At 36.1% G+C, this 26,773-nt stretch carries 19 protein-coding genes; 9 read left to right on the top strand and 10 right to left on the bottom strand.

All coding sequences use genetic code 11. The features are described 5' to 3' along the window. Window positions 1-321: 321 nt before the first annotated feature. The 8 genes from ACYIAR_RS02320 to ACYIAR_RS02285 all read right to left on the bottom strand — a co-directional run bounded on the left by ACYIAR_RS02320 (window position 322) and on the right by ACYIAR_RS02285 (window position 13,131). On the bottom strand, window positions 322-621 hold the full coding sequence (locus ACYIAR_RS02320; protein ID WP_117700094.1) for a glutaredoxin-related protein: 300 nt from the start codon (window positions 619-621) through the stop codon (window positions 322-324). A 1,416-nt stretch (window positions 622-2,037) separates the two neighbouring features. Next, a complete protein-coding gene (locus ACYIAR_RS02315; protein WP_480331855.1) occupies window positions 2,038-4,995 on the bottom strand; it encodes a helicase C-terminal domain-containing protein in 2,958 nt (985 codons plus the stop codon). Continuing rightward, window positions 4,992-6,638, bottom strand: a complete 1,647-nt coding sequence (locus ACYIAR_RS02310) for a phospholipase D family protein (protein ID WP_480331853.1) — start codon at window positions 6,636-6,638, stop codon at window positions 4,992-4,994. Before ACYIAR_RS02310 ends, ACYIAR_RS02315 begins: the two co-directional genes overlap by 4 nt. 130 nt (window positions 6,639-6,768) lie before the next feature. After that, the gene (locus ACYIAR_RS02305) at window positions 6,769-7,947 is read right to left on the bottom strand and encodes a DUF6361 family protein (protein WP_480331851.1); all 1,179 of its coding nucleotides are present in this window, start codon (window positions 7,945-7,947) and stop codon (window positions 6,769-6,771) included. A gap of 25 nt (window positions 7,948-7,972) precedes the next feature. Beyond that, complete coding sequence (locus tag ACYIAR_RS02300) at window positions 7,973-8,401, bottom strand: hypothetical protein (protein ID WP_480331849.1); 429 nt, start codon at window positions 8,399-8,401, stop codon at window positions 7,973-7,975. Window positions 8,402-9,014: 613 nt separating this feature from the next. Beyond that, the gene (locus ACYIAR_RS02295) at window positions 9,015-10,109 is read right to left on the bottom strand and encodes an ISAs1 family transposase (protein WP_480329149.1); all 1,095 of its coding nucleotides are present in this window, start codon (window positions 10,107-10,109) and stop codon (window positions 9,015-9,017) included. A gap of 76 nt (window positions 10,110-10,185) precedes the next feature. Continuing rightward, entirely contained in the window at window positions 10,186-11,343 is a 1,158-nt protein-coding gene (locus tag ACYIAR_RS02290) for a competence protein CoiA family protein (protein ID WP_480331847.1), read from the bottom strand. Between the two features lie 207 nt (window positions 11,344-11,550). After that, window positions 11,551-13,131, bottom strand: coding sequence for a hypothetical protein (locus ACYIAR_RS02285; RefSeq protein ID WP_480331845.1), 1,581 nt, complete (start codon window positions 13,129-13,131; stop codon window positions 11,551-11,553). Between the two features lie 461 nt (window positions 13,132-13,592). Between ACYIAR_RS02285 and ACYIAR_RS02280 the strand changes: the two genes are divergently transcribed. The 9 genes from ACYIAR_RS02280 to ACYIAR_RS02240 all read left to right on the top strand — a co-directional run bounded on the left by ACYIAR_RS02280 (window position 13,593) and on the right by ACYIAR_RS02240 (window position 24,523). Beyond that, window positions 13,593-14,153 (top strand): restriction endonuclease subunit S, encoded by a 561-nt coding sequence (locus ACYIAR_RS02280; protein WP_480331843.1) that lies wholly within the window; start codon window positions 13,593-13,595, stop codon window positions 14,151-14,153. 7 nt (window positions 14,154-14,160) lie between these two features. Continuing rightward, window positions 14,161-15,690 carry a type I restriction-modification system subunit M gene (locus ACYIAR_RS02275; protein ID WP_480331841.1) on the top strand — a complete coding sequence of 510 codons (1,530 nt, stop codon included), beginning with the start codon at window positions 14,161-14,163 and terminating at the stop codon, window positions 15,688-15,690. 12 nt (window positions 15,691-15,702) lie between these two features. Then, on the top strand, window positions 15,703-17,016 hold the full coding sequence (locus tag ACYIAR_RS02270; protein ID WP_480331839.1) for a Fic family protein: 1,314 nt from the start codon (window positions 15,703-15,705) through the stop codon (window positions 17,014-17,016). 18 nt (window positions 17,017-17,034) lie between these two features. Then, complete coding sequence (locus ACYIAR_RS02265; RefSeq protein WP_118212050.1) at window positions 17,035-17,226, top strand: hypothetical protein; 192 nt, start codon at window positions 17,035-17,037, stop codon at window positions 17,224-17,226. Beyond that, on the top strand, window positions 17,210-18,442 hold the full coding sequence (locus ACYIAR_RS02260; RefSeq protein WP_480331837.1) for a restriction endonuclease subunit S: 1,233 nt from the start codon (window positions 17,210-17,212) through the stop codon (window positions 18,440-18,442). The genes ACYIAR_RS02265 and ACYIAR_RS02260 overlap by 17 nt, the downstream gene beginning before the upstream one ends. Then, a complete protein-coding gene (locus tag ACYIAR_RS02255; RefSeq protein ID WP_480331835.1) occupies window positions 18,439-19,167 on the top strand; it encodes a hypothetical protein in 729 nt (242 codons plus the stop codon). The genes ACYIAR_RS02260 and ACYIAR_RS02255 overlap by 4 nt, the downstream gene beginning before the upstream one ends. A 10-nt stretch (window positions 19,168-19,177) precedes the next feature. Next, complete coding sequence (locus ACYIAR_RS02250; RefSeq protein ID WP_480331833.1) at window positions 19,178-22,402, top strand: type I restriction endonuclease subunit R; 3,225 nt, start codon at window positions 19,178-19,180, stop codon at window positions 22,400-22,402. Next, entirely contained in the window at window positions 22,390-23,094 is a 705-nt protein-coding gene (locus ACYIAR_RS02245; RefSeq protein WP_258339329.1) for a M48 family metallopeptidase, read from the top strand. The genes ACYIAR_RS02250 and ACYIAR_RS02245 overlap by 13 nt, the downstream gene beginning before the upstream one ends. 79 nt (window positions 23,095-23,173) lie before the next feature. Then, on the top strand, window positions 23,174-24,523 hold the full coding sequence (locus tag ACYIAR_RS02240; protein ID WP_480331831.1) for an SIR2 family protein: 1,350 nt from the start codon (window positions 23,174-23,176) through the stop codon (window positions 24,521-24,523). A 665-nt stretch (window positions 24,524-25,188) separates the two neighbouring features. Here the strand turns inward: ACYIAR_RS02240 and ACYIAR_RS02235 are convergent. Then, a complete protein-coding gene (locus tag ACYIAR_RS02235) occupies window positions 25,189-26,412 on the bottom strand; it encodes a primase-helicase family protein (protein ID WP_480333528.1) in 1,224 nt (407 codons plus the stop codon). After that, complete coding sequence (locus ACYIAR_RS02230; RefSeq protein ID WP_480331829.1) at window positions 26,412-26,771, bottom strand: helix-turn-helix domain-containing protein; 360 nt, start codon at window positions 26,769-26,771, stop codon at window positions 26,412-26,414. Before ACYIAR_RS02230 ends, ACYIAR_RS02235 begins: the two co-directional genes overlap by 1 nt. Window positions 26,772-26,773: the final 2 nt, after the last annotated feature.

Below are 26,773 nucleotides of genomic sequence, written 5' to 3'. Positions count from 1 at the left end.
TCCATTAATTTCTCAATATAGTTGAGTCCTTTGCTAGGATTACATCTTTATAAATCCTCATTGGCAAAATTTTCCCATACAACAAGCGGCAGGTAAGTATACCATATTCATCATCATTGCATTATATCAGAAGCTATATTTCCAATATACACGATTCATAGAGGAGAAAGATAGTAAACATTCATATAGAACTGCCAATTATTATCTAAGATCAATTTGTGATTAGAGGTCATTTTTGAGTACAACCTATCATATAATAAGCAGATTTCATATTTAAACTTTATTATATGATAGGTTAGATGTCTCAAAATATAGTTTGTATCAGCAACCACTTCCGTCTATATTACATGATACTCCTTCTGTTATTGGTCTTGAAGCAAGTCCGGCTTCTTCTGGTATGAGTGTAACAGAACCATCCTCTAGAACAAAGCATGGAATGCCTGCAGCTCCAACTTTTTTCGCTTCATTAAAAACAGGGCTATTATCACGGATTCTTAGAAATTCCTTTAAATGTTTTACATGCGAACCTATGTCTATAATCTCATATCTGTCGTCTCCCTGTATCTGCTCTTCAACATAAATACAGTCCGGACAAGTATTCATACTATAAATTTTAATCATGACGTATATTGTTATAAATTATTACTATTGTGCTGGGCATTAATAGTGAAAAAAAAGATGTATCTCAAAAGTATGAAATGACGTTTAAATATAAAAGTGCTTATTGCTTTTTTATACAATTCTACGTTATGTGATACAATTGTTTTTTGATGAATTGATGAAATGATGAGGTTATTGTTTGGATTTTGATTATGTCAATTTAGAATAAAAGTATGGTTTTTAATGCATCTTAAAAAGTTTTTTGTTAGATACTATTATTCTTTCCATACTATACTTACATTTGGAGCGATCAAGTTTATTTGTTTGCTACTTTAAGCCCTATTTTCTTGTACATTGTTATTTTGCTCTAATCATATTTTTGCTAGGTATAGTGTATAACAAAAATTCTATTTCTTAAGGTTATCCTGTTGTATAATTATGTTGGACATTCCAATATAAATTGTTTCAGTCGTATATGATGTATTGGGGACTCTTAATTAAAAAAGATCCAAGTCTGTATTGGTTTTCTATTGCTCTTGATATGATAAAACGGCTGTCGCTACTGGAGAATAACTTTGGAATTTAGCTAGTTTTAGGCCCTTCTTACGATTGTTTTTGTGTATTGCTAGTATTTGTGCAGCTGATAATGTTTTGATCCAAATTATGGCAAAAATTCGATTCTCTGTTCTGTAAACTGCATAACAAAATTATCCAGCTTGCTGCCTTTTTAAACTGTCTTTTTCTAACGCCCTTTTTAAGAAGGGGGAATTAGGCTTCCCTCTTTTAAAAAAGTGAATAGGGCAAGCCCTTTTATAAAAGCGTTTTTCTATGATAGTTTAGGGAAAAAGTGTATATCAAAATATCTAGTAAAAGAGCTACATTAATTGGCATTTTATCTGTGATTAATTGTTTGATTTCTATATAACTAATCTCTTCCCTATAGTTTCTTATAATCTTAAGCAAACGGAACATGTTTTGCTCATTTTTTCTGCAATATTACAAATGGTTCTTTATCTATCCTTTTGAACAGATGTTTATTGTTGGATGTTTTTGTTGTATATCCGAGCATATTGATGTCAATGATATAAAAAACTTTTTGTTATGTGTTTCTATACAATGAATGAATAACAATTTGTTGAGCATTTTATTTATTAATTTGTTGGTTATATTTTAAGTTATTAAGCAATAAATCTATTAGAATTATAATTGACTATTGATGGATACTTTATGTTGGTAAAGGTATTTATAATTCCCCTCAATTGTGAATGTTGTAATGATTAAAATCTCCAGCTTTAGCCTTTGTTTACTTCAATTATAGGACTAAAAGCTGGAGATTTTTAGACTGTAATTTATAGATGAGAAGTAAGGTGATTTCTGTTCTTTTATCTACTTTATCTGATTAAATATAGAGTCTTTCGAGAGAAACTGTTTTTATAATCATTTCCTTTTATTATATGGACACAGATCAATTGTCAGTTCTTTGAGCTGTTCATCCGAAAGATGCATATTTCTCAAAAGGTTTAACAGCTCTTCCTGACGTGGTTGCCCCAGTGTCATGCGATACAAGGCAAGCACCTTGATAAGACGTTCGTACTTATATCGATCGCGGCTAAGCGGGTAAAGCGGAACAATACGCTCAATGTATTCCAATTTTGCCCGTTGTTCTTCCGTCAGATCTGCGACAGGAAGGCACCAATAAGGAACAATATCCGAATGTGTGCCTTTCAAATTCGAATAAGCTAGAGAAAACAGTTCATCCCAAGTATGATAAGTTTCACTGCCATACAATTTTACCACATTTCTGCGAATAGCCAGACACTTAAATCGGTTGATACGACCTTCCCGTTGCTCTAGATCTACAGGATTTGAGGGTAGATTCCAGTGAACAATCTTTCTGGCATACCAATGAAAATCAAGGCCTTCCTGACCTATTGATGTTGTTGAAAGCAGGAACGGACGGAAAGGAGAATTGAAAGCCTTACGAATATTAGTGGTACGAGCTACAGATTTGTCAGTGACCGTTTTATCAATGAATGGAATAGCAAAATGACAACGCATAAGTTGTTTCTTTTCTTCCATTCCCAATGAATCGGTTGTATCTATGCTAAGATTGCTTGTGCCAATAATAGCCTCCGTAACAGTATGTCCCAACATCTTTGTTTGTGTCATGTGGGCATATTCATCAAGTACAGCCTGCAGGTTACCTACCACACAGTAATCAAGAACAGATTCGTAATAATCATCATCGTTCTTTTTGTTATACATCAGGTCTATCACAGCTGCACTTTCAGGTTTGTTGAATACTGAGACGATTGCTTTAGCCACCATTTGGGCATCTTCTTCATTGCTGGATTGCCGATAAGCACATACAGCCGGTGAAGCGATGGCAATATCTGTCATCACATCCAATGCATTTGAAGGCACATACAAGTCGTTCAAATCTTCTACTGGCTTTCCATCCAGTATTTTCATGAGAGTAAGAATAAGTTTGGCGTTGTTTCGCCCTTGTTGTGGAATACTACTTATGATAGTATTCTGTGCAAATTCTTCTTGAATTCTCTGTTTTATGATTTTCCGGATTGAGGAAAGTTTCTCTCCATAAAATGTGGTAGGAGAGAAAAGACCGGATAGGGTTTGGCAAGGATACTCTAATAATCCGTCGGCTCTTAAACGATTCTCGCCATAACGGTTCTTCTTTTGAGAAGTATAGCGTATCTCTGCTTCTACCTTCTTTAACTCTCCCAAAGTATATAACTCCGAATAATATGACATCATAATGGAAATCATTCTCGGTACCATTTCCCATGAAGAGAATAGGATAATCTTGGAGAAACTGCGGGCTTCGTTACTCTCAAATACACCTCCGGCTTTATAGTATGGATTAGAGGCAGGAACCCAAAGCAACAACTGTGTTTTCTTCTCGTGATGTGTACCAAATACTAGGTCGTGAAGATACTTTAATTTTCCATTAGCAGCAGGAATGGGACGATAATTATTGATGGCATACTTCGATAGAAGCAATGCGTCCTTTTTTCCATATCTTTTTACGTCTAAGTGTTGTAATGCCGAAGCAATTCGTTTCTTCAGTTCGTATTTATCCATAAAGGACAACAAATAAGGTGAAGATTTGACGTATTCCATGGGGAGATTACCCAAGCGCACTTTCGTATTTTCTTGATTTAGACAATCCATCAGATACTGCCCCTCTGCAAACGAAAGGATATCTTCCGGCACGACCTGTACGTCACATACACAGGAATCGTCTATAATGCCACTATTAAACCGTTCCGTGCGGCACATCACTCCATACAGTGCTTCTTCTGCTTCATTCTTGGTTACCACAAGCGGTGTTAAATCAACCACATTTGTACGTTTGAGTGCAGCAGAATATGTGTGCCATATCAACTTGAACCGGTCCATTTTATCTTTTGTGGCATATAGAAAATCCATTACTTTCATAAAGTCCTGATAGTGCTCGTCATTCCCATTTGTATTTAACTCTTCAAGGGTGGAATAAGGTTTATAGGGCGTAGCAGAAAGTAACAGAATCTTCGTATTGGAACGCTCGTTGTCAAAGAATTTGTTGGCCAGCATGGATTGCTCGTCATCACCTTGTTCAAGCAACGAATTGAAGCGTTGAAACTCATCCATGATAACCAGGTCAGGATCGAGCATGTCAATACTGATTTCTGCGAAAATACGACGTAGCTTATTGATCATGTCTGCCCTCTGACGATTATCGCAACCATTTTGTGCGTACTCAATCAATTGATTTGTAATAGTATCCGACAATCTCGTCTGTAACTTACTATGCATCTCACAAAGATAATCATCTCCGCATCCATTGATTTTTTCGTTATAAATGTTCGTAAGCTCCTGCCAGTTTTTAACATTACAGCTAAGAAAATCACTGATAACTTCCTTATAATCTTTGACTTGATCCAGTCCGCATAAAATATTATACATCAAGGCACGTTCATTGGCTGTTCCTTGTGCACTGTAAAAACGGAAGGAAGTGGAAGGAGTCAGCGGAATGATTGATTCAGGCATTTCTCCCTGCTCATGCTGTTCTGCAATCCGTTTCTCAGCCAATTTGATATAGAGATGCTGCATTGACAGACGGCTCTCGCTGATGCTCATCCGATTTTCAACCCCTAATTTCTCTATGTTTTGATCGGCTATGTTGGCATTCGAACAGATATAAACCACCTTAAAGAAGTCATCTTTCTCCTGCTTGTGCCATTCACGAACTAGGTTGATGACTTGTTTGGCCACGAACGTCTTGCCTAATCCCACTTCGTCGGCTAGCAATACCCTTCGATGACCTAAATTTTTATAGATATGCAGAATGCGATCTGCCGTAGTACGCTGAAAATCCTTTACTTCCTGACTCATAAGCGTTTTATTTGTTTAATAACGTTTTCAAATGTGTTGTACATCTCCATGAAATGGTTTGGGATGACTGTCTCGTCTGCTTTCTCTACGATTCGCCGGATAGAAGCGATGCGGTCAGGGTCTTTATAGGCCATTTTCACCATGTCTTCATAAAGTGAGGTACTAATTTGCTGTTCCAAAGAGGATGCCTTGTCATTGGCCAGCTCCTTTTCCAGTTGTTGGCTTTCCAATATATACTGTTCCACCTCATCAGTTAGCATGAATGCCAGATAGTTGATGAACTTTCCTTTCGTATTGATAAAGTAACGGAATATTGCTTTGTCTCGCTCATCGGTTGGCATTCCCTCCGTCTGTATTTTTATCAGACGACGCAAATCTCCAATCCGTATCGTGTAAAATTCTGTTAATGAATCCAGTGCCATATCTTTAAATGTCAACCCGTCAGCTAATACTTGTTCCTTGCCGTCACATCCTAAAGGATAAAGAAAAACAGGCTCCGAAGGCATTCTGTTAGTCTGGCATTGTATGGTGATGGTATAGTTTCCGTCATTAGATGTAATTTGTGCCTGCTGAATGGCCGAAATTGCACGACGCAGCATCAATTCGTTAGTGACATCCTCTTTCTCAGAGTCTTCCTCTGGTACCGAAAGAACCTGCTCGAACATACATTCCTTGCTGTCGTTTATCAGTTCACTCCGGTATTTTTCATACGAAGATTTATAGGGAGCAAACTTCAGGTGCAGTAAAAACTCCACATTCCGTCTGAATCCATTCATGGTGGCATTGGTAGAACCAAGATACAGATGGTTATAGCTGAGATTGCCCTCGTTTCGGCGTATGAAATACACTTTCTCGTGCAAGTCGACAGCTACATCTTTTTCCACCTTATCGGTCAGTACTTCCTTGGGAGCATAAACACCGTCATTAAACAAGTTTATAACCTCTTGTGTAACTGAAGCATGTCGTGTGATGAGTGTCTTTTTAGCACTAGGATTGCAACTGACCATCTGATTCAAAATATTCTTGTCCACGAAGGGGGAGATGACCAGCATTTCTGCCGCATGATTCAGCATACTTTGTCCAAAGCACTTTGTATATCCATCATATCCAGGTATCCCCATAGGGAAAAACTCGTAATCTTCAAAAGGAGAATCTGTAAGGTCAAATCGTTCAATATAGTCGATGTCCTTACAGATAGAACGCATATTTTTACGGATAGTACTGCTATTGGCTTTTGCGATTAACCATGTGAGGAAATCCACAAGAGGTGTATGTTTGACTTGCGCTTTTCTTGTGGCCGGTTTGGGGCTGATTTTACCGACAAGTTCACATACTACGTCCAGATCGTTGGAACCGGTAAGGTTGCGGGAAAGGACAATCAGTTTAATTTGCTGAGCACCGGTGTCCGGGTTCGTTTCTTTTATAATCCATATCTTGGGATGAAAATTGACGAAACCGCCTCCCTTTGCTTGCAGTGTTACTTGTACAACGCTCTGCTCCAATAGTGAATACACTTTGGAGTTGGCTTGCGGTACTGCCATACATCCGGCATTGCAGAAAACGGCAAACTTACCAGCTGATTTATTGATAGTCTCCAATATTAGGTGAGGAGAGCGCATGGCTGTTTCTGTCAGGTCGGTCATTGTGCCCAACATAAAGGGCACTGATAACAAGGAAGGCATGTCCAGACTATAGGTAGTACAAACCGCATAATCAATTACAAAGCCATCGCTTTGCAACACATCCGTATAGATAATATCATTCCATAATACATCAGCCATTGATAGCCTCCTTTCTTAATTCCTCGGTAAAGGTTTTTACCGTTTCCCACCGGTAGGTAAGTTTATAGTAGTGTATGCGATTCCTTTTATTATAAATATATGCTGGATTTCCAATTTTTCTTCGATTCCCTTTTACTCTTCGTTCCCGGTTGATAATCAACTGATCCAAACCGCCATCTTCTTCAATGTCATTGGCTGCAATGCGTTCCGCAACTTCTTTGCAGAACCATTTCCCACTGTTTTCCCGTATGCTTACAGCATTCAGCACTTTGTCTATGTTCGTACCACTATTCCGGTATTCTTCAAGTTTTTCTTGAAATTCGATTCGCATTTCTTCATCCTGGTATTGCGAATATATATAGTTATAGCGGATGTGCACCATATATATGAAATCTGCGAAGCGTCGGGCCAAATCTTGCAATTCTCCAATCTCCTGTGGCAAATGACGGAAGGGAATCTGTTCAAAACTATCGGCTATTGCAAAGTCAGGATTATCCACGATGTAACGTAATAAGGTACCTTGACATGCTTCTGCGTTCAGAATGTGATCCACAATAAAGTCTTTATCCTCTACGGTCAGATCTAATGTACATTTCTGGGTAAAATCATAATCTACATTAGGAAAAGAGCAGAACTGGAACAGGCCGGACTTCTCATCCACATCGTCATTTGTATCTTCATTATCCGTCTTGGTCACTTTAGGAGCATTGTGTAATGCCTTTGAAGTTGAGTAGATTAGTTCATATAACTGTGGACTACGTAAGATTCCAAAAGTCTGTAATCCGGAATTGTAGATGTATGCCGGATCATATTTTACATAATTGTTTCCACTTTTACCAATCATCTCACTTCCTGTGATACCTCGTTTGTCCGCACTGCCATCGTATAGATTTTTTGTCATGATCCGTTCCAGACGGATAATTTCCGCTTTCACCTCCGATAAACGGTTATATCGTTTTTCTGTAGCCTTACGATAGAGTTGTGGCATGAGCGAGAAATACTTCATGTGCTTTTGCAGGGTAGATATTCCGGGAAACATACGGTCTGCAAAAGCATCACGGATACGGCCAATGCCGAGTTCATCGAGAGCTACAGATTCCGAAGTCATTTTCAGTACTTGCATGACTCGGGTTTGCTCTTCTCTGTTGCTGTGTATATATCCTAATTTCATAAAATTGCTAATTTGTGTTACAAATCTAATTATTATTCTTGTAAAGATGGTCTATTTTGTAAAACTCTCCATTTTTACCTTCTTTTATCAGCAAACATTCCTGGTGTTTTGATTCTTTCCATTTACCATATAAATCAAGTCTTAATACAATAGTTGGCATATCCTTAATAGGAGACTCATTATTAAAACATAGTTGAATATAAATAGGGCATATTGCTTTATTGTTATTGAATATTTTTAATAGAACATTTTCTTTAATATCACTTCTCTCGCAATTATTGTATAAAGGCTTTAAGGCAATTACCTCATTATTATATCTTTCTATAAAAATGTTTTTAGTGTTGAATTCTTTCATTAAAAAGGGAATAACATCTTCTTTATAATCAGACGGAAGTTGCGGAACTTGATATATTTCATTTAAAGCATCAATATTATAAGTGCTTTGCAAATCCATTTCAGGCTTATTTTCTTGTTTGTGTGTTTTAATATTGTGATAACAAATCTTGCTATTCCTATAAAGTTTTACGATGTTCTTATAAATGAATTCCTGTAAGTCGTTTTTGTCGTTGATTTTTATACATATTGCTTTATTAGAATTCTCAACAGGATAATTAAAATTCGCCTCAATACAATATATAAACAATGGCGGTCTGCTGATTTTTGTTGAATGATATAGTTTTAGACAATGTACATATTCTTTTATTTTTAAAGTTTCAGCCTTGTTATAATAATCACTTGTATCTATATCTCTGTCAGCTATTTTAATAAATAAATTCTTTTTTCTGAACGAATCTTCTAATTGGGATATACACAGGGCAACCGCACCAAAATTCCATTCAAAATATGTTTTGCAACAGGTTTGTTAAAATAGTTCTGAAAAAAATGTGTTATTTGGGAAATAAAGCGGATATTGCGGATAGCAAAACCTTAACTATGAAAAACAACCTTAGCGATTGGATTTTTTACGTGTCGATTTTACAACCAAAGTCTTTCGACTATGATTCGTAAGATCTTATGAGAGGACTCTTATAAAAAGAGGCCTCTTTTTTATGATTCAGATCATCCGGTCAGAACTGCAATAACTTTTTTAAATAGTTAATATCCAAAGCTGCCTTGTAAAGTCTTTTTTTAAGGCTTAACTTATCCTTTTGTTCAGAGATGATATGTAAAGCCACTTTTCTAATCACTGACAGGTTTTGTGATGAATATCCTTTCCTCGCTCTGCAATCATCCTCTTTAAAAGTAACGTCCAAATGCCAATGCAGTTGGTTCTCAATACTCCAGTGTCCTCTTATTATTTTTTGAAAGTAAGACGCACTTAATCCTTGCTCGTCACTGATATAATATCTGGTTTCAAGAGCCGTTTTCCCGTTCATCTCCCTACTTGATTCCATTTTTACAATCGTCCCTAGTCCTTTCCAAGATTGAATGGTTTCCGGAAGCAGATATTCCATGGCTGGAAGAATGCTGCATTTCCTGACTTCTATCCTTCCATGGTCTTTTTCCACAGTCGTATCCGAATCAAGGCCGCCGTGTACTTTAAAAGCACATTCAATATCCTCATATAGAGACTTCTGATTACCTTTTACCGACAATAGATAATGCCCCTTCTTTTCAAGTATCAAGTCTACAACCTCACGTTGCGTTCCCATAGCGTCTATGGATATAACTGCATCCTCAATATCTATGGCTGACAACACTTCGGGAATGGCTGTTATCTCATTGGACTTGTCTTCCACTTTTTTCTGATATATACAGAATTCGTTCTCGCTTACCCAGGCATTCAAAATGTACAGACCTTTATTCCCGCGAGAGGTCGGCGATGTCCCACTTTGCTTCTTCCCGTCTATAACAATCTGTTTTTCTGATAAATCCGACAGGATTGACTTCCCATAACTACAAAGACAATGTTCTAATTCGGTTGGGTCTATGCGTTGAAACACACGCTCAAACGTATCTTTTGAAGGTACACCGTGAGGAAGTGAAAGCATATCCTTAAGTTTTTCTCCACGTTCCAAGGTAAACAGACGCATATCCTCATAATCTGTTCCGCCTGTCAGGTAAGTACACAAACCTATCATTAATATGTCTGACAACAAATGTAGACAACGACCTGTTACACGAGGATCGGTAACTTCTGAAAAATACTTGGATGGATTCATTTCACTGCAAATTTATCATTTCTATTTCTGTTTCGGTTTGCCGCTGCAAATCTAAGGTGAGGCACAGATAAACACTTCACTGATGATTACAAATTTTGATGCGGTTGCCCTGGGATATACAATCCTTTAAAACATTGTTGATGTTTTTTATATATAAAGATTTTAGATCAATATTGTTGAACAACTCTACTTGGTTTTGAATAATTCTAATCCCATATTCAGATATGGAACTAACGAAACTCAGATAATTAATCTTATTGATTTTATAATATTCACATTGATATGCATATAAGGAATTAGGATTTTTAGGAGTGTTATCTTTCTTATATCTCAAGCATAATGGATAATTTCCATAATAACTTTCAACGTATTTGTAATGTTGGCAAATAGAGCAATCTCTGATATTATATCCTAAAAAAGAAGCATAGAGTAGAAATGAATTGATACTCATTTGATTCTTGTACACTGAAATTTCTAATAATGCTTTGTTATACTTTTTTAGATCTATGTCATTACAAGTCCCTTCACTAATATAATTAGCGTAATGTTTACCTGATGCATATAATGCATATTTTTGAAAAGGGTAGTTTATCTCTAATGGTTCATATACTTTTATAGGAGGTATATTGTATGTTTTTTTGTTTGATTTGATTATCTCTTTAATGTCTTGGATATCTTCTTCTTTCTTGATGGATATTTCAATAATAGGTAATTTTGAATTAATTTTATCTTCTGAACACTCATGGGTTACAAAAACTTCTATTAATAATGGCTTATACTTATTATTGCTGTTTTCCAATAATATATCAGCTTTGAAACCTTCTATTTGTTTTTCTACAGTGCACAAATCATAACGGTCTTTTAAATTCACAAGTATTTCTCTACTGTGACTGCAACAATTTTCATCTGATGAAAAATAACAGTTTTGTATAGATGAGCATATAACTTTTTCAGTCATATTGATATTGAAAGTTGTATCATTGTCGAATATTTCTTTAATCTTGTATTTCGCTAGATTATGTAAATAAGTTTCAAAGCTACAGGATGTACTGTCCGTACTGATTTTATGAGAAAAATGATGTTGCTTTTTATCCCCTAATTTGGCTGTGAGCTCTTTTCCGCATGAAATACAGTAATATTTTGAACTATTTCTATCGTTTTTATTTATAGTAGTGATGTCAATTGTATTCTTTCTGCAGTCAAAGGCATATCTATATTTAATGGTTTGTTTCATTATTCAAAAAAGTTTCTTGATTTTCGTATCATAGGTTAAAATGTTGTTGGGGCTACAAATTATTATGGAAGATACACAGAGCAATCAAAAAAAACATTGATGTTTATTTTCAAACATTAGAAATAAAGTAATATACTGAAGAAGTAGACTGTGCTATTGCTCAATTGAACTACAATCTACTCGCTATAATGTCAATGCTCTTTGCTTTTATATATCTAAAATTTCTAGAAGGCTAATCCTTGCAAAATAGAATGTACGTTCGGCTTCTCTTTTATGGCAATAAGCACGAATATAATTATCTCCCCATCTTTCAGTATCAAGCTGTATATTACTAATTGTACGGATACTGGTTTCTGCTTCGGTTTTATTATTAACTAACTCTCCTGTTTCAGGATCTATATAAATAGAATTCCATTCTCTTCTGGTATATTCCATCCTAACATATTTCTTATTAGGGATGATAATATTCATGATGTTTGCAACATTTTTGATTCCTAGTTTATCAGCGGATAAACTTAGTGTGCAATAATTATCCTTTAAGCAGGAATTTTGCATTTTACTTATTTCAAAATTGCGAACTCCATTTCTTACATAACAATACCCCGTCATAATGATCCCGTCAAAGTTTGAAGGTTTTACGATAGTTTTTTCCTGGTCGTATTGAAAGGAAACGTATTTGCCGGTTTCAATGGCAGTGATCACAATGTTTTGTTCAGGCATATCACTCATGGCCTTTTCTTGAATTACAACCATCTTATCATCTACGATTTCTTCCTCTACTTTCTCATCTTGGATGATTGTAATATCTGCCCCAACCGTCTCTGGTATATATCCAAATTGGTTGATACCTAAATATTTTTCTCTGTATCTTTGTTTTGACCAGGTCAACGCAATGTCCTTAGTCCATTGTTGAACAGGTTCTATACGTTTTATTGATAACAAATCATGTGGAATTGTAAATTGGGGATAGATACTTTTAATAACATCAGCGATAAACCTACAGCATCCGTTGGGATTCTGATGAATTTGTATTTCTGCAAATCTGATAACAATCCAACCTCTATTTTTGAATTCATTATTTCTATTGATATCAGCAAATTGAAAATGGGTTGCTTTTCTAATATTAACATCGTTAATACCTTCATAAGGTTCATCAATTTCTATATCTAGAAAGATATTAATTCCATCTTTTTCATTTAATAATGAAAAATCAGGCTCATATCTATTTGTTTTCGTCAAAACATATCGATCATCATATATGCTGAATGTCTCTTTAAAATATTTTTGTATATATAAAAGAAATTCATCTTCTTTATATCCTTTTCTACCGCTTCTTCCTTTTTGGGGAAATTTGATTGGACACTTTGTCCTTGTAGGCATTATTACATACGGATAATGTAAAGGTTCTGTTTGAGTAAATATATTTATCGGCTCATATCCGATGTATTTGGGTAAGGAATGTTCGGGCTTCTCTTCTATTTTTTCATTTATTTCTTGTAGTATAGGACTTGGTATTCTTTTTGGGCGTTTTTCAAAAGAGAAATTTTGGGGTTGATTTATGCCCTGTTCATCTTGAAATCTATTTGTAGATGTTTTTTGTTTTATGTTTTCCTCTAATTTATTAGATGTTTTTTCAGAGGTTGCATTTACAAGTTTCTTAGTCAATTTATTATTTTTCTTGCTTATTTTAAGCAGGAAGTAGAAAATGATTAAAATGACAATAATAATTATCCCTATTAAGAATAAGTTTTCGTTCCCATAATTTGCTTCTAATCTTGTTGTATCCATAACAAATATTTGTTGGTTTTATGTTACAAATATAGTAATTTACAATAAAATAGCATTATATCCCCATAATGCTTTGTTTTATTTCCGCATTAAGGTAAAAAAACTTCTAAAGTCTTCTTTAATGTGGACTTCGTTACGTTCAAGGTGATAGACAAAATGGTGATGAAGCATATAGGCATGTAGAAGTTGGTGTTCCCTTGATACTTCCGTATATCATACGTTCTTTTTTATTATATAGATAACAGGTATTGTTTTTCCGCTTTTTACTTTCACTTTCCATGTATTTGAAATGAGTCGTTTAGTTTTTCACTACAGGTAGAGATTTACATATCATCGTATGGATAATATATGGTATTATGCCTATATAATATAAATAGTAATCAGATTACTTAGAAAAATATGTTATGTGCTTTGGAATAATAAAAATAAGATGTATATTTGCATTGACAAATATAAGTAAAATGATTACTAAGAAAAAAATATATCTAAAAGACCTTGCGGAAATTCTGTCTGGGGTATATGAGAAAACAGACCCTGATGGAGAGATAGCATATTTACAGACTAAAGATTGTACGGATGCGGTAATCATAAAATATGCTTCCCGAGTATTATTGACAGCTAAAATGCAGAAGAATTTATTGCAAGAAGGTGATATTCTTTTTGCCTCTAAGGGAGTAAATTACTTAAGTGTGGTATTTCGTGAGCAAGAAAAAGCGGTAGCTTCTACTTCTTTTTTCGTAATCCGATTAAAATCACCGATAGTTACATCTGAGTATCTTTGTTGGTTCTTGTGTCAATCTTCTGTAAAGGCATATTTTAAAAGCAATCAGGCCGGTAGTGCAACACCACTTATTCATAAACCTGCTGTGGAAAATTTAGAGATACCTGTCCCTTCGTTAGAAGAACAGAAAACTATTGTAACCATAGCTCGTTTGTCAAAAAGAGAAATGGAGCTACAACAGGCAATCATTGAAAAAAAACAGACTATTGTCCAACAATTATTAATGAATAAAATAAAGTAATCAATATATGGAAAATCAACAAAAAACAGATCAGTTACAAATCAATCGTGTAGTTTGGAAAGCTTGTGATACTTTCCGTGGAGTGATAGATCCTAGTCAATATAAAGATTATATTTTGACTATGCTTTTCTTGAAATATGTCAGTGATGTATACAAAGCCAAATATTCAGAATATTTAAACAGATACGAAGGAGACAAAGAACGGGCGGCCCGTTCCATGCGTCATGAACGTTTCCTTATTCCAGAAACCAGTTCATTTGATTATTTATATCAACACCGTACGGCGGACAATATCGGAGAGTTGATTGATATGGCATTGGCTGATATTGAGGATGCCAATCGGGAGAAAATGAGCAGTGAGGACGGCAGCAGTATTTTCCGTAATATCAGTTTCAATTCAGCTAACTTGGGTGAACCGAAAGAAAAGAATGCCCGCTTGAAAAATCTATTGGTAGATTTCAGTGAATTGGAATTGGATGAATCTCATTTGGAAAATAATGATATCATTGGAGATGCTTATATGTATCTGGTCTCTACATTTGCCAGTGAGTCAGGGAAGAAAGCGGGAGAGTTCTTTACTCCGGCAGAAGTTTCAACTTTGTTGGCTAAACTGACAAAGAGCAAACCTGGTGCACGTATCTGTGATCCGACTTGTGGCTCCGGTTCTCTGCTGATTAAGGCCGGCAAGGAGGTGGGCAACAATAACTTCTCTCTTTACGGTCAGGAAGTAAATGGCAGCACTTGGGCGCTGGCCATGATGAACATGTTCCTCCACGGTTTTGACAATGCAGTGATTCGCTGGGGAGATACTTTGCGTAATCCGAAGCTGAAGGAAGATGACAAATTGATGAAATTCGACACAGTGATTGCCAATCCTCCATTTTCATTAGACAAATGGGGAGCTGAAGAGGCTGCTCACGATTCCTACAACCGTTTTTGGAGAGGTGTTCCGCCAAAGAGTAAGGGAGACTGGGCCTTTATTTCTCACATGATAGAAGCAGCTCAGGAAGGTAGTGGTAAAGTTGGTGTGGTAATTCCCCACGGCGTACTGTTTCGTGGAGCAAGCGAAGGCAAAATCCGCAAACAGGTGATAGATGAAAATCTACTGGAAGCTGTTATCGGTTTGCCTGCCAATTTGTTTTTCGGAACAGGTATTCCGGCGGCCATTGCTATTTTCAACAAAGGGAAAAAAACAGACAATGTGTTGTTTGTTGATGCCAGCAGAGAGTATGAAAACGGAAAGAACCAAAACAAACTGCGTCCGGAAGATATCAATCATATTGTTTCTGTCTACCAAAAATTTACCTCTAGACAGCTTGAACCAGGTGTAGCGGAAGAGAAATATGCTTTTGTAGCCACTCCTGCCGATATACAGGAAAATGATTATAATCTGAACATTCCCCGCTATGTGGACACTTTTGAGGAAGAAGCAGAAGTGGATATTCCGGCTGTACAAAAAGAAATTGATGCATTGGAGGCAGAATTAGCAGAGGTACAGGCTAAGATGAGAGATTATTTAAAGGAATTGGGATATTAAGACTTGGAAAATATGACTCACTTTGATCAACTATATAATGAATGGCTGTCCTTACAGCCATTAAAGCCGGAAGATAAGAACAGGCTGGACCGAAAATTCATGTTGGAGTTCAATTACAACTCCAATCATATAGAAGGAAATACTTTGACCTATGGGCAAACTGAACTGTTGTTACTTTTCGGAAAGGTTGTAGACGAGGCTAACATGAAGGATCTGGAAGAGATGAAAGCCCATAATGTCTGTCTGAGAATGGTGCAGGAAGAGGCAGACGATAAAAGTCATCCTTTAACGGAAACTTTTATTCGTCAGTTGCATCATACCTTGCTTCGTGAAGATTATACCATGTATCGTCAGTTACCGGATGGAACCACCACTTCCTATGTCATTCATGCAGGAGTGTACAAAACCCGTCCCAATTCGGTGATAACGGTTACTGGCGAACGTTTTGAATATGCTTCACCTGAAGAGACACCGGCCTTGATGACCGACTTGGTGGAATGGTACAATATCGAAGAACAGAAAGGTGAGTTGTCGCCCATTGAATTGGCTGCTGTTTTTCACTACCGTTATATTCGTATTCATCCTTTCGAAGATGGCAATGGACGTATCTCACGTTTGCTTGTAAATTACATTCTCACACGTCATGGTTATCCCATGCTTGTTGTTAAGAGTAAGGACAAATCAAATTATCTTACAGTGTTAAACCGATGCGATGTCGTTGTAGGACCAACTCCATCTGTTGGTGCCCATGCCGAGGTAATGCAACTCGAACCGTTTATTGCGTATATGTCAAAATGTTTAGAACGTGCATTGATTATAAGTATAAAAGCTGCACATGGTGAAAATATAGATGAAGCTGACGACTGGAGAAAGAGTCTAAAACTAAAATATCGTGATAAGTTGAACAAACCGGCACTTACAGATGAGTTCTTAGATAATGTTCTCAACAAGGTTTATCAGCCTTTACTTAATCGTATCGACTCTGAACTTTCAGAGTTTTATTCAATATTCTCGTCTTTTATATGGGACCCAGGTGTTGCGGAATTTGTATTTGACACAAGCAACAATACTTACACGTCAACAATGACGGTAACTAAGCCTACTGCGGTTACTACGGCTACAAGAATAATTGTAGTCAGACTGATTGTACAACAGTTTGTTTACAAGATTGATATTTCCTTGACAAATGGCTATTTATATTACGATAGCCTATATAATAAGGAATTTTCTTATCTTGAATCTTTGTCAGAACAAGATGAAGCAACCATTATAAACGTAATAGGTCGTTTCTTAATGGCTTTCATAGAAAACAACAATCCTGTCTAATTTAATTATTACACAAAAATGAATGACAAATTAGATAATTACAATAAATTGGTTGACCTTATTGGTAACATTATTAAAGCGACAAGCAATACAAATGACCAAAAAGATCTCGACAAAGCATTAGATATAGCACACACCGTTGGTAATACACTAAAAGTCATTGTTAATAAAAATGACAATACAGTTTCACAGCATGAAAACAACCAATAATATACCACAAGGATATAAGAATTCACCACTTGGGATTATTCCACAAGAATGGGAGGTAAAGAAATTAGGAGACGTGGCTGAAAGTTTTAGTGGCGGAACACCTAAAGCAGGTAATAACGAATATTATGATGGCAATATACCTTTTATTCGCTCTGGAGAGATACATCAAAAAAATACTGCATTATTCCTTTCTGAGTTAGGATTAGCTGAATCATCTGCTAAAATAGTAGAAAAAGGCGATTTATTGATAGCCTTGTATGGTGCAAATAGCGGAGATTCTGCGATATCTCAAATAAATGGGGCTATCAATCAAGCTATCTTATGTATTCGTCCTTATAATTTGCTTACATTTTTTTTATGTTCGTTTTTAGAATTGAAAAAGAATATGTATGTTGCTAAGTATTTACAAGGAGGACAAGGTAACTTATCTGGAGATATTGTCAATAATTATATTATTCCAATTCCTCCACTTCCAGAGCAAAAAAAAATAGCAGAAATCCTTAAAGTATGGGACAAAGCCATTGAGAAGCAAACGCAGCTCATTGAGAAACTTGAATTGCGCAAAAAAGGATTGATGCAACAATTACTCACTGGAAAGAAACGTTTGCCTGGATTTAGTGAAAAGTGGAAGAATTTAAAGTTAGAAGAAATCTGTGAAAAGGTTGTCCGAAAGAATATTGAAGATAATAAAAATGTAATGACAATATCTGCCCAACGAGGTTTTGTCGTTCAAACAGACTTCTTCAATAAAAGTGTTGCAAGTGAAACTCTAGAGAGCTACTATTTGGTTCTCAAGGATGAATTCTGTTACAATAAGAGTTATTCTAATGGTTATCCTATGGGAGCAATCAAGAGATTATCAGAAACAGATAAAGCTGTTGTTACATCTTTATATATATGTTTTAATGTAAAATCAAGAACGAATACAAACATTGATTTCCTCTCTTATTATTTTGAAAATGGAGGATTAAATAAAGGTTTAACAAAGATAGCTAATGAAGGAGGAAGAGCACATGGCTTGTTAAATGTAACTCCCAAAGACTTCTTTGAACTCATTTTAAATATACCTTCTTTCGTTGAGCAAACTGCTATTGCAGAAGTATTATCTGCCTCAGACCGCGAAATAGAAATAGCTCAGCAAAGACTAAAGCTAATCCAAAGACAAAAACGCGGGCTTATGCAGCAACTCCTCACAGGTAAAAAACGTATTATATGAGAAAAGTTATAACATATTGTATACCAATACTAATTCCCATCTTTTTTCAAATAATATGGGAAATAAAAAACGCTAACCATAAGGAGCTAACAATAGAAGAATGTAGAAATGTACCTATTAATAATATATATGGAAATAAATTCTCCATATATTACTTAGATTCTATCAAGGTGGATAACAAGTATTCCTTAATAGAATACAGAATAACCAACACAGGAAATACAACAATTTTAGGTTTTGGTGATAAGAGTGATATTTTAACGGAACTGAACAGATTGCCTATCACAAACATTTATTCAACCGATTTAAAGTTCATACAACTCATACCAAATAAAATTGCAGATTTAGATGAGAAAAATAGACTAGTATTCAAGCAATGGAAACCCAAAGAATACATTGACCTGATATGTATTTCCATGAATGATAGCATCATCAATATTAGTGATAGAGATATAAAAGACGTTAGTATATTATACAAAAAAACAGGTAATAAGATAACACGATTTGAGAAATTATCAAAGTCAACAAAATGGACAGAAGTAATATGCTATTCAATTAATCTAATTATAATTATAGTATATCTGTTTTTTGATTTTAAATATATATATGAACTAGAAAAGACTTCTAGTTCTTTCCGTAAGCAGTGTCTGACTATTATAAATTTCGTTATATGGATTATGTGCTTACTTTATACATTCTCACTACCTATCCGTTGGATTCTATAAAATTCTAAGTATGATTTCATTCAAAGAAGACCAAATCAGTCAAATACCAGCTTTACAGCTGCTGCAAAAATTAGGATACACCTATCTGACTCCTGACGAGGCATTGGCCATGCGTGGCGGGAAGACATCGAACGTATTGCTGGAGGACGTACTGCGCAGCCAGTTGCGTCGCATTAATTCCATTCGGGTGAATCGCAACAAGGAGGAACTGTTTTCAGAACAAAACATTGAGAACGGAGTTCTGGCCATGCGTAATATCCCGATGGAAGGCGGTTATCTGAGCGGAAATGAAGCTGTTTATAATCTATTGACACTGGGCAAGGCGTTTGAGCAGAGTATCGATGGTGATAAAAAAAGTTACACCATGCGCTTTATCGACTGGGAGCGACCGGAAAGAAATGTGTTTCATGTAACGGAAGAGTTTGCAGTAACCCGTACCGGGATGGCCGATACGTACCGTCCTGATATTGTGCTGTTTGTTAATGGCATTCCTATTGTGGTGATAGAGTGTAAGCGACCGGACATGAAAGGGGCGCTTGACCAGGCTATCTCACAACACTTGCGTAACCAGAAGGACGATGGCATACGTGGACTTTATCTGTACAGTGCCTTGCTCCTAAGCATAGGAAACAGTTACGGAGCGTATGCCACAACAGGCACTCCTGCCAAATTCTGGACAATGTGGAAGGAAATGTTCATCACTGAAACAGAAGAGAATGAGTATACACAGAAATTGAATCAGCTCGTCAATACTCCATTGGACGAGAAAAAGAAGGTTCATATGTTCTGCGACCGCTTCCGCTATGTAAGGGCACACTTCGATGCTATGGAACAGGAAAATATAATACCAACCGAGCAGGACAGATATCTGCTCAGTATGTGTAGCCCTGAACGTTTACTCGACTTGATTCACAACTTTACTATATATGACGGTGGCATAAAGAAGCTGGCACGATATCAGCAATATTTTACTGTAAAGGAGATTACTGAACGTGTGAAAAAATTGGAACATGGCAAACGTCGTGGAGGTGTGGTGTGGCATACTCAAGGAAGCGGCAAGTCACTTACGATGGTTCTGCTGGCACAATCTATAGCCCAGATCAAAGAAATACAGAATCCAAGAATTGTTATGGTAACCGACCGCACGGATCTGGACAGCCAGATTACAAGTACATTCAAGAAATGCGGACGGGAAGTGATGAATGCCACTACAGGAACTCATCTGGTGGAATTATTGGAAAGCAAGACAGATGCCATTATTACAACTGTCATCAACAAGTTTGAAACGGCAGTAAAACGCATGAAACAACCACTTACTGACCCGAATATCTTTATCCTGATTGACGAAGCACATCGCAGCCAATACAAGGAAATGGCCATCAAGATGGATAAGGTACTGCCAAATGCCTGCAAAATAGCTTTCACCGGTACACCACTGATGAAGAAGGAAAAGAATACGGCAAATACCTTTGGCGGTATCATCCGCCCTGTATATACTGTGCGTCAGGCTGTAGAAGACGGTGCCGTAGTTCCATTGCTTTATGAAGGGCGAATTGTCCCGCAGCAGGTACATGAGGGACCTATAGATGATTTCTTCACCAAGGTTTGTGAGGGACTTAATGAGTATCAGACAGCCGACCTTAAGAAAAAGTATTCACGAACTGATTTTGTCAATCAGACAGACCAACGGGTGTATTCCATAGCCTGGAATATCTCTGAACATTTCCGTGACAACTGGCAGGGAACAAAATTCAAGGCTATGTTGGTCACGCCCCGAAAAACCATTGCTGTATTGTATAAGAAATATTTGGACGAGATAGGTTTGGTATCTTCTGAGGTGCTTATTACAGCTCCTGACATGCGAGAAGGTGAAGAATCGTCATACGGTGATACGTCGGAAGAAGTAAAGGCGTATTGGAAAAAGATGATGGATGAGCACGGAACTCCTAAAAAATATCAAGATAATCTGATTTCCCGCTTCAAGAATCAGGAACAGCCTGAAATCATGATTGTAGTGGACAAATTGCTGACAGGATTTGATGAACCGAAGATCGTAGTGATGTATTTGGACCGTAAACTGAACGGACATACATTGTTACAGGCCGTGGCGCGTGTCAACCGGGTATGTGATGGCAAAGAGTTTGGTTACATTATTGATTATTATGGAGTCTTAAAAGAATTGGACGAAGCGTTGGATTTGTATTCTAATTATGACGAGGAAGAACAGGCGGTTTTCCGTGAGACTCTGGAGTCAGTTGATACTGAAATAGCAAAGTTGCCACAGAAATATTCATATTTATGGGATTTGTTCAAGTCAATTTCCAATAAACGGGACTTGGAGGCATATGCACAGTCATTACGTGAGGAAGACAGGCGGCAGGAGTTTTATGAGAGACTGACTGCTTATGCATCTTGCCTGAAAATAGCTCTTTCTACACGTGATTTCCATGCGAAGACTCCAGAAGAAGATATCAAACGATACAAAGATGACTTGAATATGTTCGTCAAACTGAGATCGGCAGTTCAATTACGCTATTCAGATACAATAGATTACAAGCAATATGAAGGGCAGATACAGAAATTGATTAATCGGCATGTGGAGAGTGGAGCGGTAAGGCCAATCACTGAATTAGTGAATATCTTTGATACGGAAGCCTTTGAGCAGGAAGTGGAAAAGATTGTAGGAACAGCGGCAAAGGCAGATACAATAGCCTCCCGAACCAGTAAATTCATTACTGAAAATATGGATACAGATCCGGTGTTTTATAAGAAATTTTCCCAATTGCTGAAAGAGACCATTGCTGCTTATGAACAAGGTAGAATTGATGAACTGGAGTATTTGAAACGAGTCCTGAAATATAAAGAGGACATATTGGCCCATACCGACAATGAATTGCCGGAAGAGTTACAGCAAAATAATGCAGCAAAAGCTTATTACGGATTAGCATTGGAAACCTATCAGCGCATATTTGGTGACGCACAGATGAGCTTGAAGAATTTGGCATTGGAAACTGCTATGACTTTTGATGAAATTATCAATCATACATTAATTGTGGATGGTAGTGTATTGGTTGACTGGCAGCAGAAATCGGATATTATTGGTCGTATGAAAATCGAGTTGGAAGATTATCTGATAGATGAGGTGAAAAGGAAGTATGGACTTAATTTCTCTTTTGATGATATGGATACAATTATTGACGGCTGTGTAGACGTGGCAAAACTATGGATCAAATAAAAGACTGTATAGAATATGGCTCTGTTGTCATGGAGTATGCTGTTGAATACAGACGCAGAAAAACTTTGGGTATATGCGTGCATCCGGACGGTAGTGTGGAAGTAAAGGCTCCAGTGGAAGCACCACTGGAGCAAATCAGAAAACATGTTCATCGTCGGGCTTCGTGGATTTGCAAACAGCAACGATATTTTTCTTCTTTTGGTATACACACTCCCGAACGTAAATATGTCAGTGGGGAATCTCATTTATATTTAGGCAGACAGTATATGTTACGCATCATTGATAGCGAACGTAACGAAGTGCATTATAAAGGAAACATAATAGAAATAGAGTGTAGGCACCGTAAGGATGCACGCGCCTTACTATTGGCTTGGTACAGAAAACGTGCTGAAATAAAGTTTGAAGAGTATGCTACTCCGTTAATAGCACGTTTTAATCGTTATCAGGTCAAACCGTCTGCCATCAAACTGAAAGATATGGCAACCCGTTGGGGAAGTTGTACTGCTACGGGGCAAATTCTGCTCAATCCACGATTAGTCTGTGCTCCTCGTATTTGTATAGAGTATGTTATCATACACGAACTTTGCCATCTTGTTCATCGTAACCATACCAAAGACTTTTATGAGTTGTTGACTCAGGAAATGCCAGATTGGAAAAAGTGGAAAATGAAATTGGAGAGGTTAATGATTTAGGATTCAATATTTGAGTATATAATGAAGGACTAATACCTTAGAAGGTTGCAAAAGGATTAATAATAATTTTAGAAGGATCATGAGAACAGGGAATTCATATTCATATTTAGCAGCAAAACTTTTTGAAGATAAAGTAGGGGATTTTTTAACTTCAATATGTCCAAATGGAACTGTAGAAAGAGAAAAGAGTTTTCTTTCAGGGATGGTAAGAGCTGATTATTACTTAACTAAAGGATGTCAAGCAAAGAAATGGCCTCCCAGAACTGCTATAGAAGTTAAATGTCGTTTACTCTATTCATCTATAAGTTGGATTTATCAACAATATTTACCATTGTTTAATGCAAAGGAAGTTTCAAAGTTAGTAATTATTTATATTGGTCGTATTGATGATTCTAATATAAATCAATATTTAGAATCTTTAAATACTTCTTTTATAGAGCTATATAATTTCAGACAAGATTTAGAAAACAAAACTCTTGTCGAAAATAATAAGTCAATTATTAACAGAATTGATATAATTGATAAGGCAAAGGATGACTTTAACAATACAAAATATACTTTATTCTTGGGGGCAGGACTATCTATGGATGCAAAGTTACCGAGTTGGTCAGAACTATTAGAAGCATTGTTAAATCAAGAAAATCATACACCTTATAAATATATTAATAGTGCTAATTCAGAATCAATATCTTCTGCATTGGGATATTCAAGTATAATAACAGGCAGATATGCTTCAGATGGTTATCTTAAAGATGATAGTAGAACGGAAGATGATAATAAGCAAATATTCATAGATCGTATTCGCAATGTATTGTACAAAAAGAAAAAATATAAGTCTACGCTTATAGAAGCTGTATCAAAAGCTGTTAGACGTAAAAAACCGGCACAAATTATTACATATAATTTTGACGACCTTTTAGATGAATTATTAAATAAAAAAGGATTTTATTCTGTTTCTGGCAATATGATTCCCAGGATAAATCAAATTCCGATATATCATGTTCATGGAATGATTTCAAGAGATAATACAAAGCCATCTAATTCCGTTTTAAGTGAAAAGGATTATCATGCTCTATATAGTAATCCTAACAATTGGGCAAATGTCGTTCAGTTAAATGCGTTATATACATCAACCTGTTTTTTTATAGGTTTTTCTATGACAGATCCAAATCAGAGACGCCTTTTAGAGTTGGCACGAGAAAAAGATAAAGATTCAGATCAAATAGAAAAATTACCTCATTATGTATTTTTGAAGAAAACGCCATTAAAAGGAGAAGCATCCGAGGAGGTAAATGAGGAACATTGGAAGGAAATGGAATACATGATGTCAGATTTTGGTTTAAATGTGATTTGGTTTAATAACTTTGATGATTTACCAAAAATTCTAAATTATATATCTGGCATTACGAATGATAAGCCTAAATTATAAATGATTTTTTATTTAAAAATAATTTCAATGTCCAATATTGTTGAATTTATCTTTTTAGTAGAATAAATTGTAAACATTCAATTAAAAATGATTCAATTATATAATAACGAATGTATTGTATGTCTAGATTTTCTGAAAAAAACAAGATGTTGGGGTATATAATGTATATGTAGATTTTCGACAAATAAAAGATTTAAAACTTTTTATTCAATCAAATGAACACAATCAGAACTTTGGTGAAATAAATACATCGAAACACAAATAAAATGCACAGATGGCCAATTGTGCTTCATCAAATTTGGCACAAAAGTTGAGCTTTTCTGATGGACCGGTTTAGTTTATCCAGGTGGAAAATGACAAATCCATCACCGGAACGTAGGTAATCTATGTAAGCTGTCAGGACAATCACGCTTGGACTCCTTTCCGGAGATTTTGTGCGTAAAGATTCTGACGCACCCGGCATTGTTCAGTACATTTTCCTGAGAAGAGTAGTTCTAATCTATCGTATTCACTCTAGTATATCCTATTTACAATAGGGAAGAAAAAGGCTCAATGCCTCAAATAAAGAAACATTGAGTCTTTTTTCTGAATTATGATGAAAATTTGATGAATTATAAATCATTCATTCCCTATTGTTTAACAACAATATTCATCATTTCATCAAATCATCGGAACTTTTTAAGAAATTCTTTTGTAATGGTATAGTAGCGGCCAGTTTTCTTTTCTTCTCGATACGGAGGGCCTGGAGGGAAGTTTTTTATAAAGGTTGAATAAGCAAGAGAATTGTCAGTAGGTGTAAGTTTCCAGTTCCTTTTTAAAATGTTTCGAATTTGATAGGTTTCAACCTTGATATTACTAAGTAATAATAACTGCTGAATGTCATTGATACAGAAAGTCAATTTATCCAGGCTCATGGTATCCATGATATTTATGCAGATTTCAGCGAGATCTATTTCTGTATGATTCCTGCTACAATTGATAATCCTGTCGAGAGCTAGCGTATGTATCTGTTGCGGATTGAACCACATTCTACTTTCTTTGTCCGTAGTAAGTTGACGGTGTTGAAGAAAGTAAAGGAATGCTGGAATTTCCGTGATTAGTTTTTGAAGAAAACTCGTATCGTCATTTTTGAGAGGATTAATTTTTCGCACCCAATAACGTGTTTCTCCCGGTTCTATAAGAACAGGAGTATCTTCATTATTGGAACACATGATGAATTTACCAAAAAATTGCACTTCACAGCGGTCTTTACCCTTTGCTTCAATCTTGTATACACTTGCTGTACTTAGATTCTTTAATCGTTCAGAATCCTCTCTACGGTTAAGCAACACTTCGTCAACTCCAATGAGTAATTTGCCGGCCCAATCAGCATTGAACTGGCTACGAAAATCTTCATTGGTGTTAAATGTGATGTTATCCTGAAAGATTGCTTTCAGAAAATTCAGAAAGGTACTTTTACCGGTGTTTCTTTCCTGAGAAACCAAAAGTAGAATTGGTAGTTTCTGTACTGGATTGAGATAAAGAAGCTGAAAGTAATCCATACCTAACTCATAATGTTCTCCGAAAATATGAAGAATAAGTTCTTGTATATGTGGGAACTTCCCTTTTTGTGGGGTATGGGTAATCGGCTCATACAGATTAAGGAACGAGCCAATATTCCTCTTATAATCTACGTGACTTGGAACTGTACAGAAACCATCGTATTTAGGAACACTTGCTATGAAGTCTTTCCCATGATCATAACGTAAAGTCCCCATACTCCAAGGGACTCTACGCTTGGCAAATGTGCCATTAATAAGAGGCTGAAAAACTATTTTATAGAGTGTGGTACCAACTCTTACGTATTCATCTGTCATTTCAACTTTTCCCATATCTAAAATTCCTCCCATCATGATTTTGGTTTATGTTTTACTCCTTTTTGTATCTCTTTGTATAGGTTCTCTTTGTCAATCGGTTTTTTCCTGCTTTTTTCCATCCATTCCATAAGTTCTGTACGTTTGAATTTAAGCATTTTCCCAGGTTGATAATAGGGAATTTTATTTGCCTGAACAAGAGCATAAACCGTTGGCTTAGCCAGACTGAGTATCTCACAAGCCTCGTTAATACCAATCATTTCTTCCTTTGCTGCTGTCTGTCTCTTTAATAACTGCTTCATCTCATTAATAGAAATCGTCAGTTCTTCCACCTTCTCCAATAGAAAAGCTGTGGCTTGAGGTAATTCCTCGAAATTTAATTTTATCTTCATCATTT

It is taken from the genome of Parabacteroides sp. KHUB-01, assembly GCF_056640935.1.
This window is presented reverse-complemented; position numbering and strand designations above follow the sequence as displayed.

What these genes read in the sequence shown, in the direction of transcription:
- ACYIAR_RS02320 (WP_117700094.1), bottom strand. Translation starts at nt 621, where the DNA reads ATGATTAAAATTTATAGTATGAATACTTGTCCGGACTGTATTTATGTT.
- ACYIAR_RS02315 (WP_480331855.1), bottom strand. Translation starts at nt 4,995, where the DNA reads ATGAGTCAGGAAGTAAAGGATTTTCAGCGTACTACGGCAGATCGCATT.
- ACYIAR_RS02310 (WP_480331853.1), bottom strand. Translation starts at nt 6,638, where the DNA reads ATGACCGACCTGACAGAAACAGCCATGCGCTCTCCTCACCTAATATTG.
- ACYIAR_RS02305 (WP_480331851.1), bottom strand. Translation starts at nt 7,947, where the DNA reads ATGAAATTAGGATATATACACAGCAACAGAGAAGAGCAAACCCGAGTC.
- ACYIAR_RS02300 (WP_480331849.1), bottom strand. Translation starts at nt 8,401, where the DNA reads ATGGATTTGCAAAGCACTTATAATATTGATGCTTTAAATGAAATATAT.
- ACYIAR_RS02295 (WP_480329149.1), bottom strand. Translation starts at nt 10,109, where the DNA reads ATGAATCCATCCAAGTATTTTTCAGAAGTTACCGATCCTCGTGTAACA.
- ACYIAR_RS02290 (WP_480331847.1), bottom strand. Translation starts at nt 11,343, where the DNA reads ATGAAACAAACCATTAAATATAGATATGCCTTTGACTGCAGAAAGAAT.
- ACYIAR_RS02285 (WP_480331845.1), bottom strand. Translation starts at nt 13,131, where the DNA reads ATGGATACAACAAGATTAGAAGCAAATTATGGGAACGAAAACTTATTC.
- ACYIAR_RS02280 (WP_480331843.1), top strand. Translation starts at nt 13,593, where the DNA reads ATGATTACTAAGAAAAAAATATATCTAAAAGACCTTGCGGAAATTCTG.
- ACYIAR_RS02275 (WP_480331841.1), top strand. Translation starts at nt 14,161, where the DNA reads ATGGAAAATCAACAAAAAACAGATCAGTTACAAATCAATCGTGTAGTT.
- ACYIAR_RS02270 (WP_480331839.1), top strand. Translation starts at nt 15,703, where the DNA reads ATGACTCACTTTGATCAACTATATAATGAATGGCTGTCCTTACAGCCA.
- ACYIAR_RS02265 (WP_118212050.1), top strand. Translation starts at nt 17,035, where the DNA reads ATGAATGACAAATTAGATAATTACAATAAATTGGTTGACCTTATTGGT.
- ACYIAR_RS02260 (WP_480331837.1), top strand. Translation starts at nt 17,210, where the DNA reads ATGAAAACAACCAATAATATACCACAAGGATATAAGAATTCACCACTT.
- ACYIAR_RS02255 (WP_480331835.1), top strand. Translation starts at nt 18,439, where the DNA reads ATGAGAAAAGTTATAACATATTGTATACCAATACTAATTCCCATCTTT.
- ACYIAR_RS02250 (WP_480331833.1), top strand. Translation starts at nt 19,178, where the DNA reads ATGATTTCATTCAAAGAAGACCAAATCAGTCAAATACCAGCTTTACAG.
- ACYIAR_RS02245 (WP_258339329.1), top strand. Translation starts at nt 22,390, where the DNA reads ATGGATCAAATAAAAGACTGTATAGAATATGGCTCTGTTGTCATGGAG.
- ACYIAR_RS02240 (WP_480331831.1), top strand. Translation starts at nt 23,174, where the DNA reads ATGAGAACAGGGAATTCATATTCATATTTAGCAGCAAAACTTTTTGAA.
- ACYIAR_RS02235 (WP_480333528.1), bottom strand. Translation starts at nt 26,412, where the DNA reads ATGGGAGGAATTTTAGATATGGGAAAAGTTGAAATGACAGATGAATAC.
- ACYIAR_RS02230 (WP_480331829.1), bottom strand. Translation starts at nt 26,771, where the DNA reads ATGATGAAGATAAAATTAAATTTCGAGGAATTACCTCAAGCCACAGCT.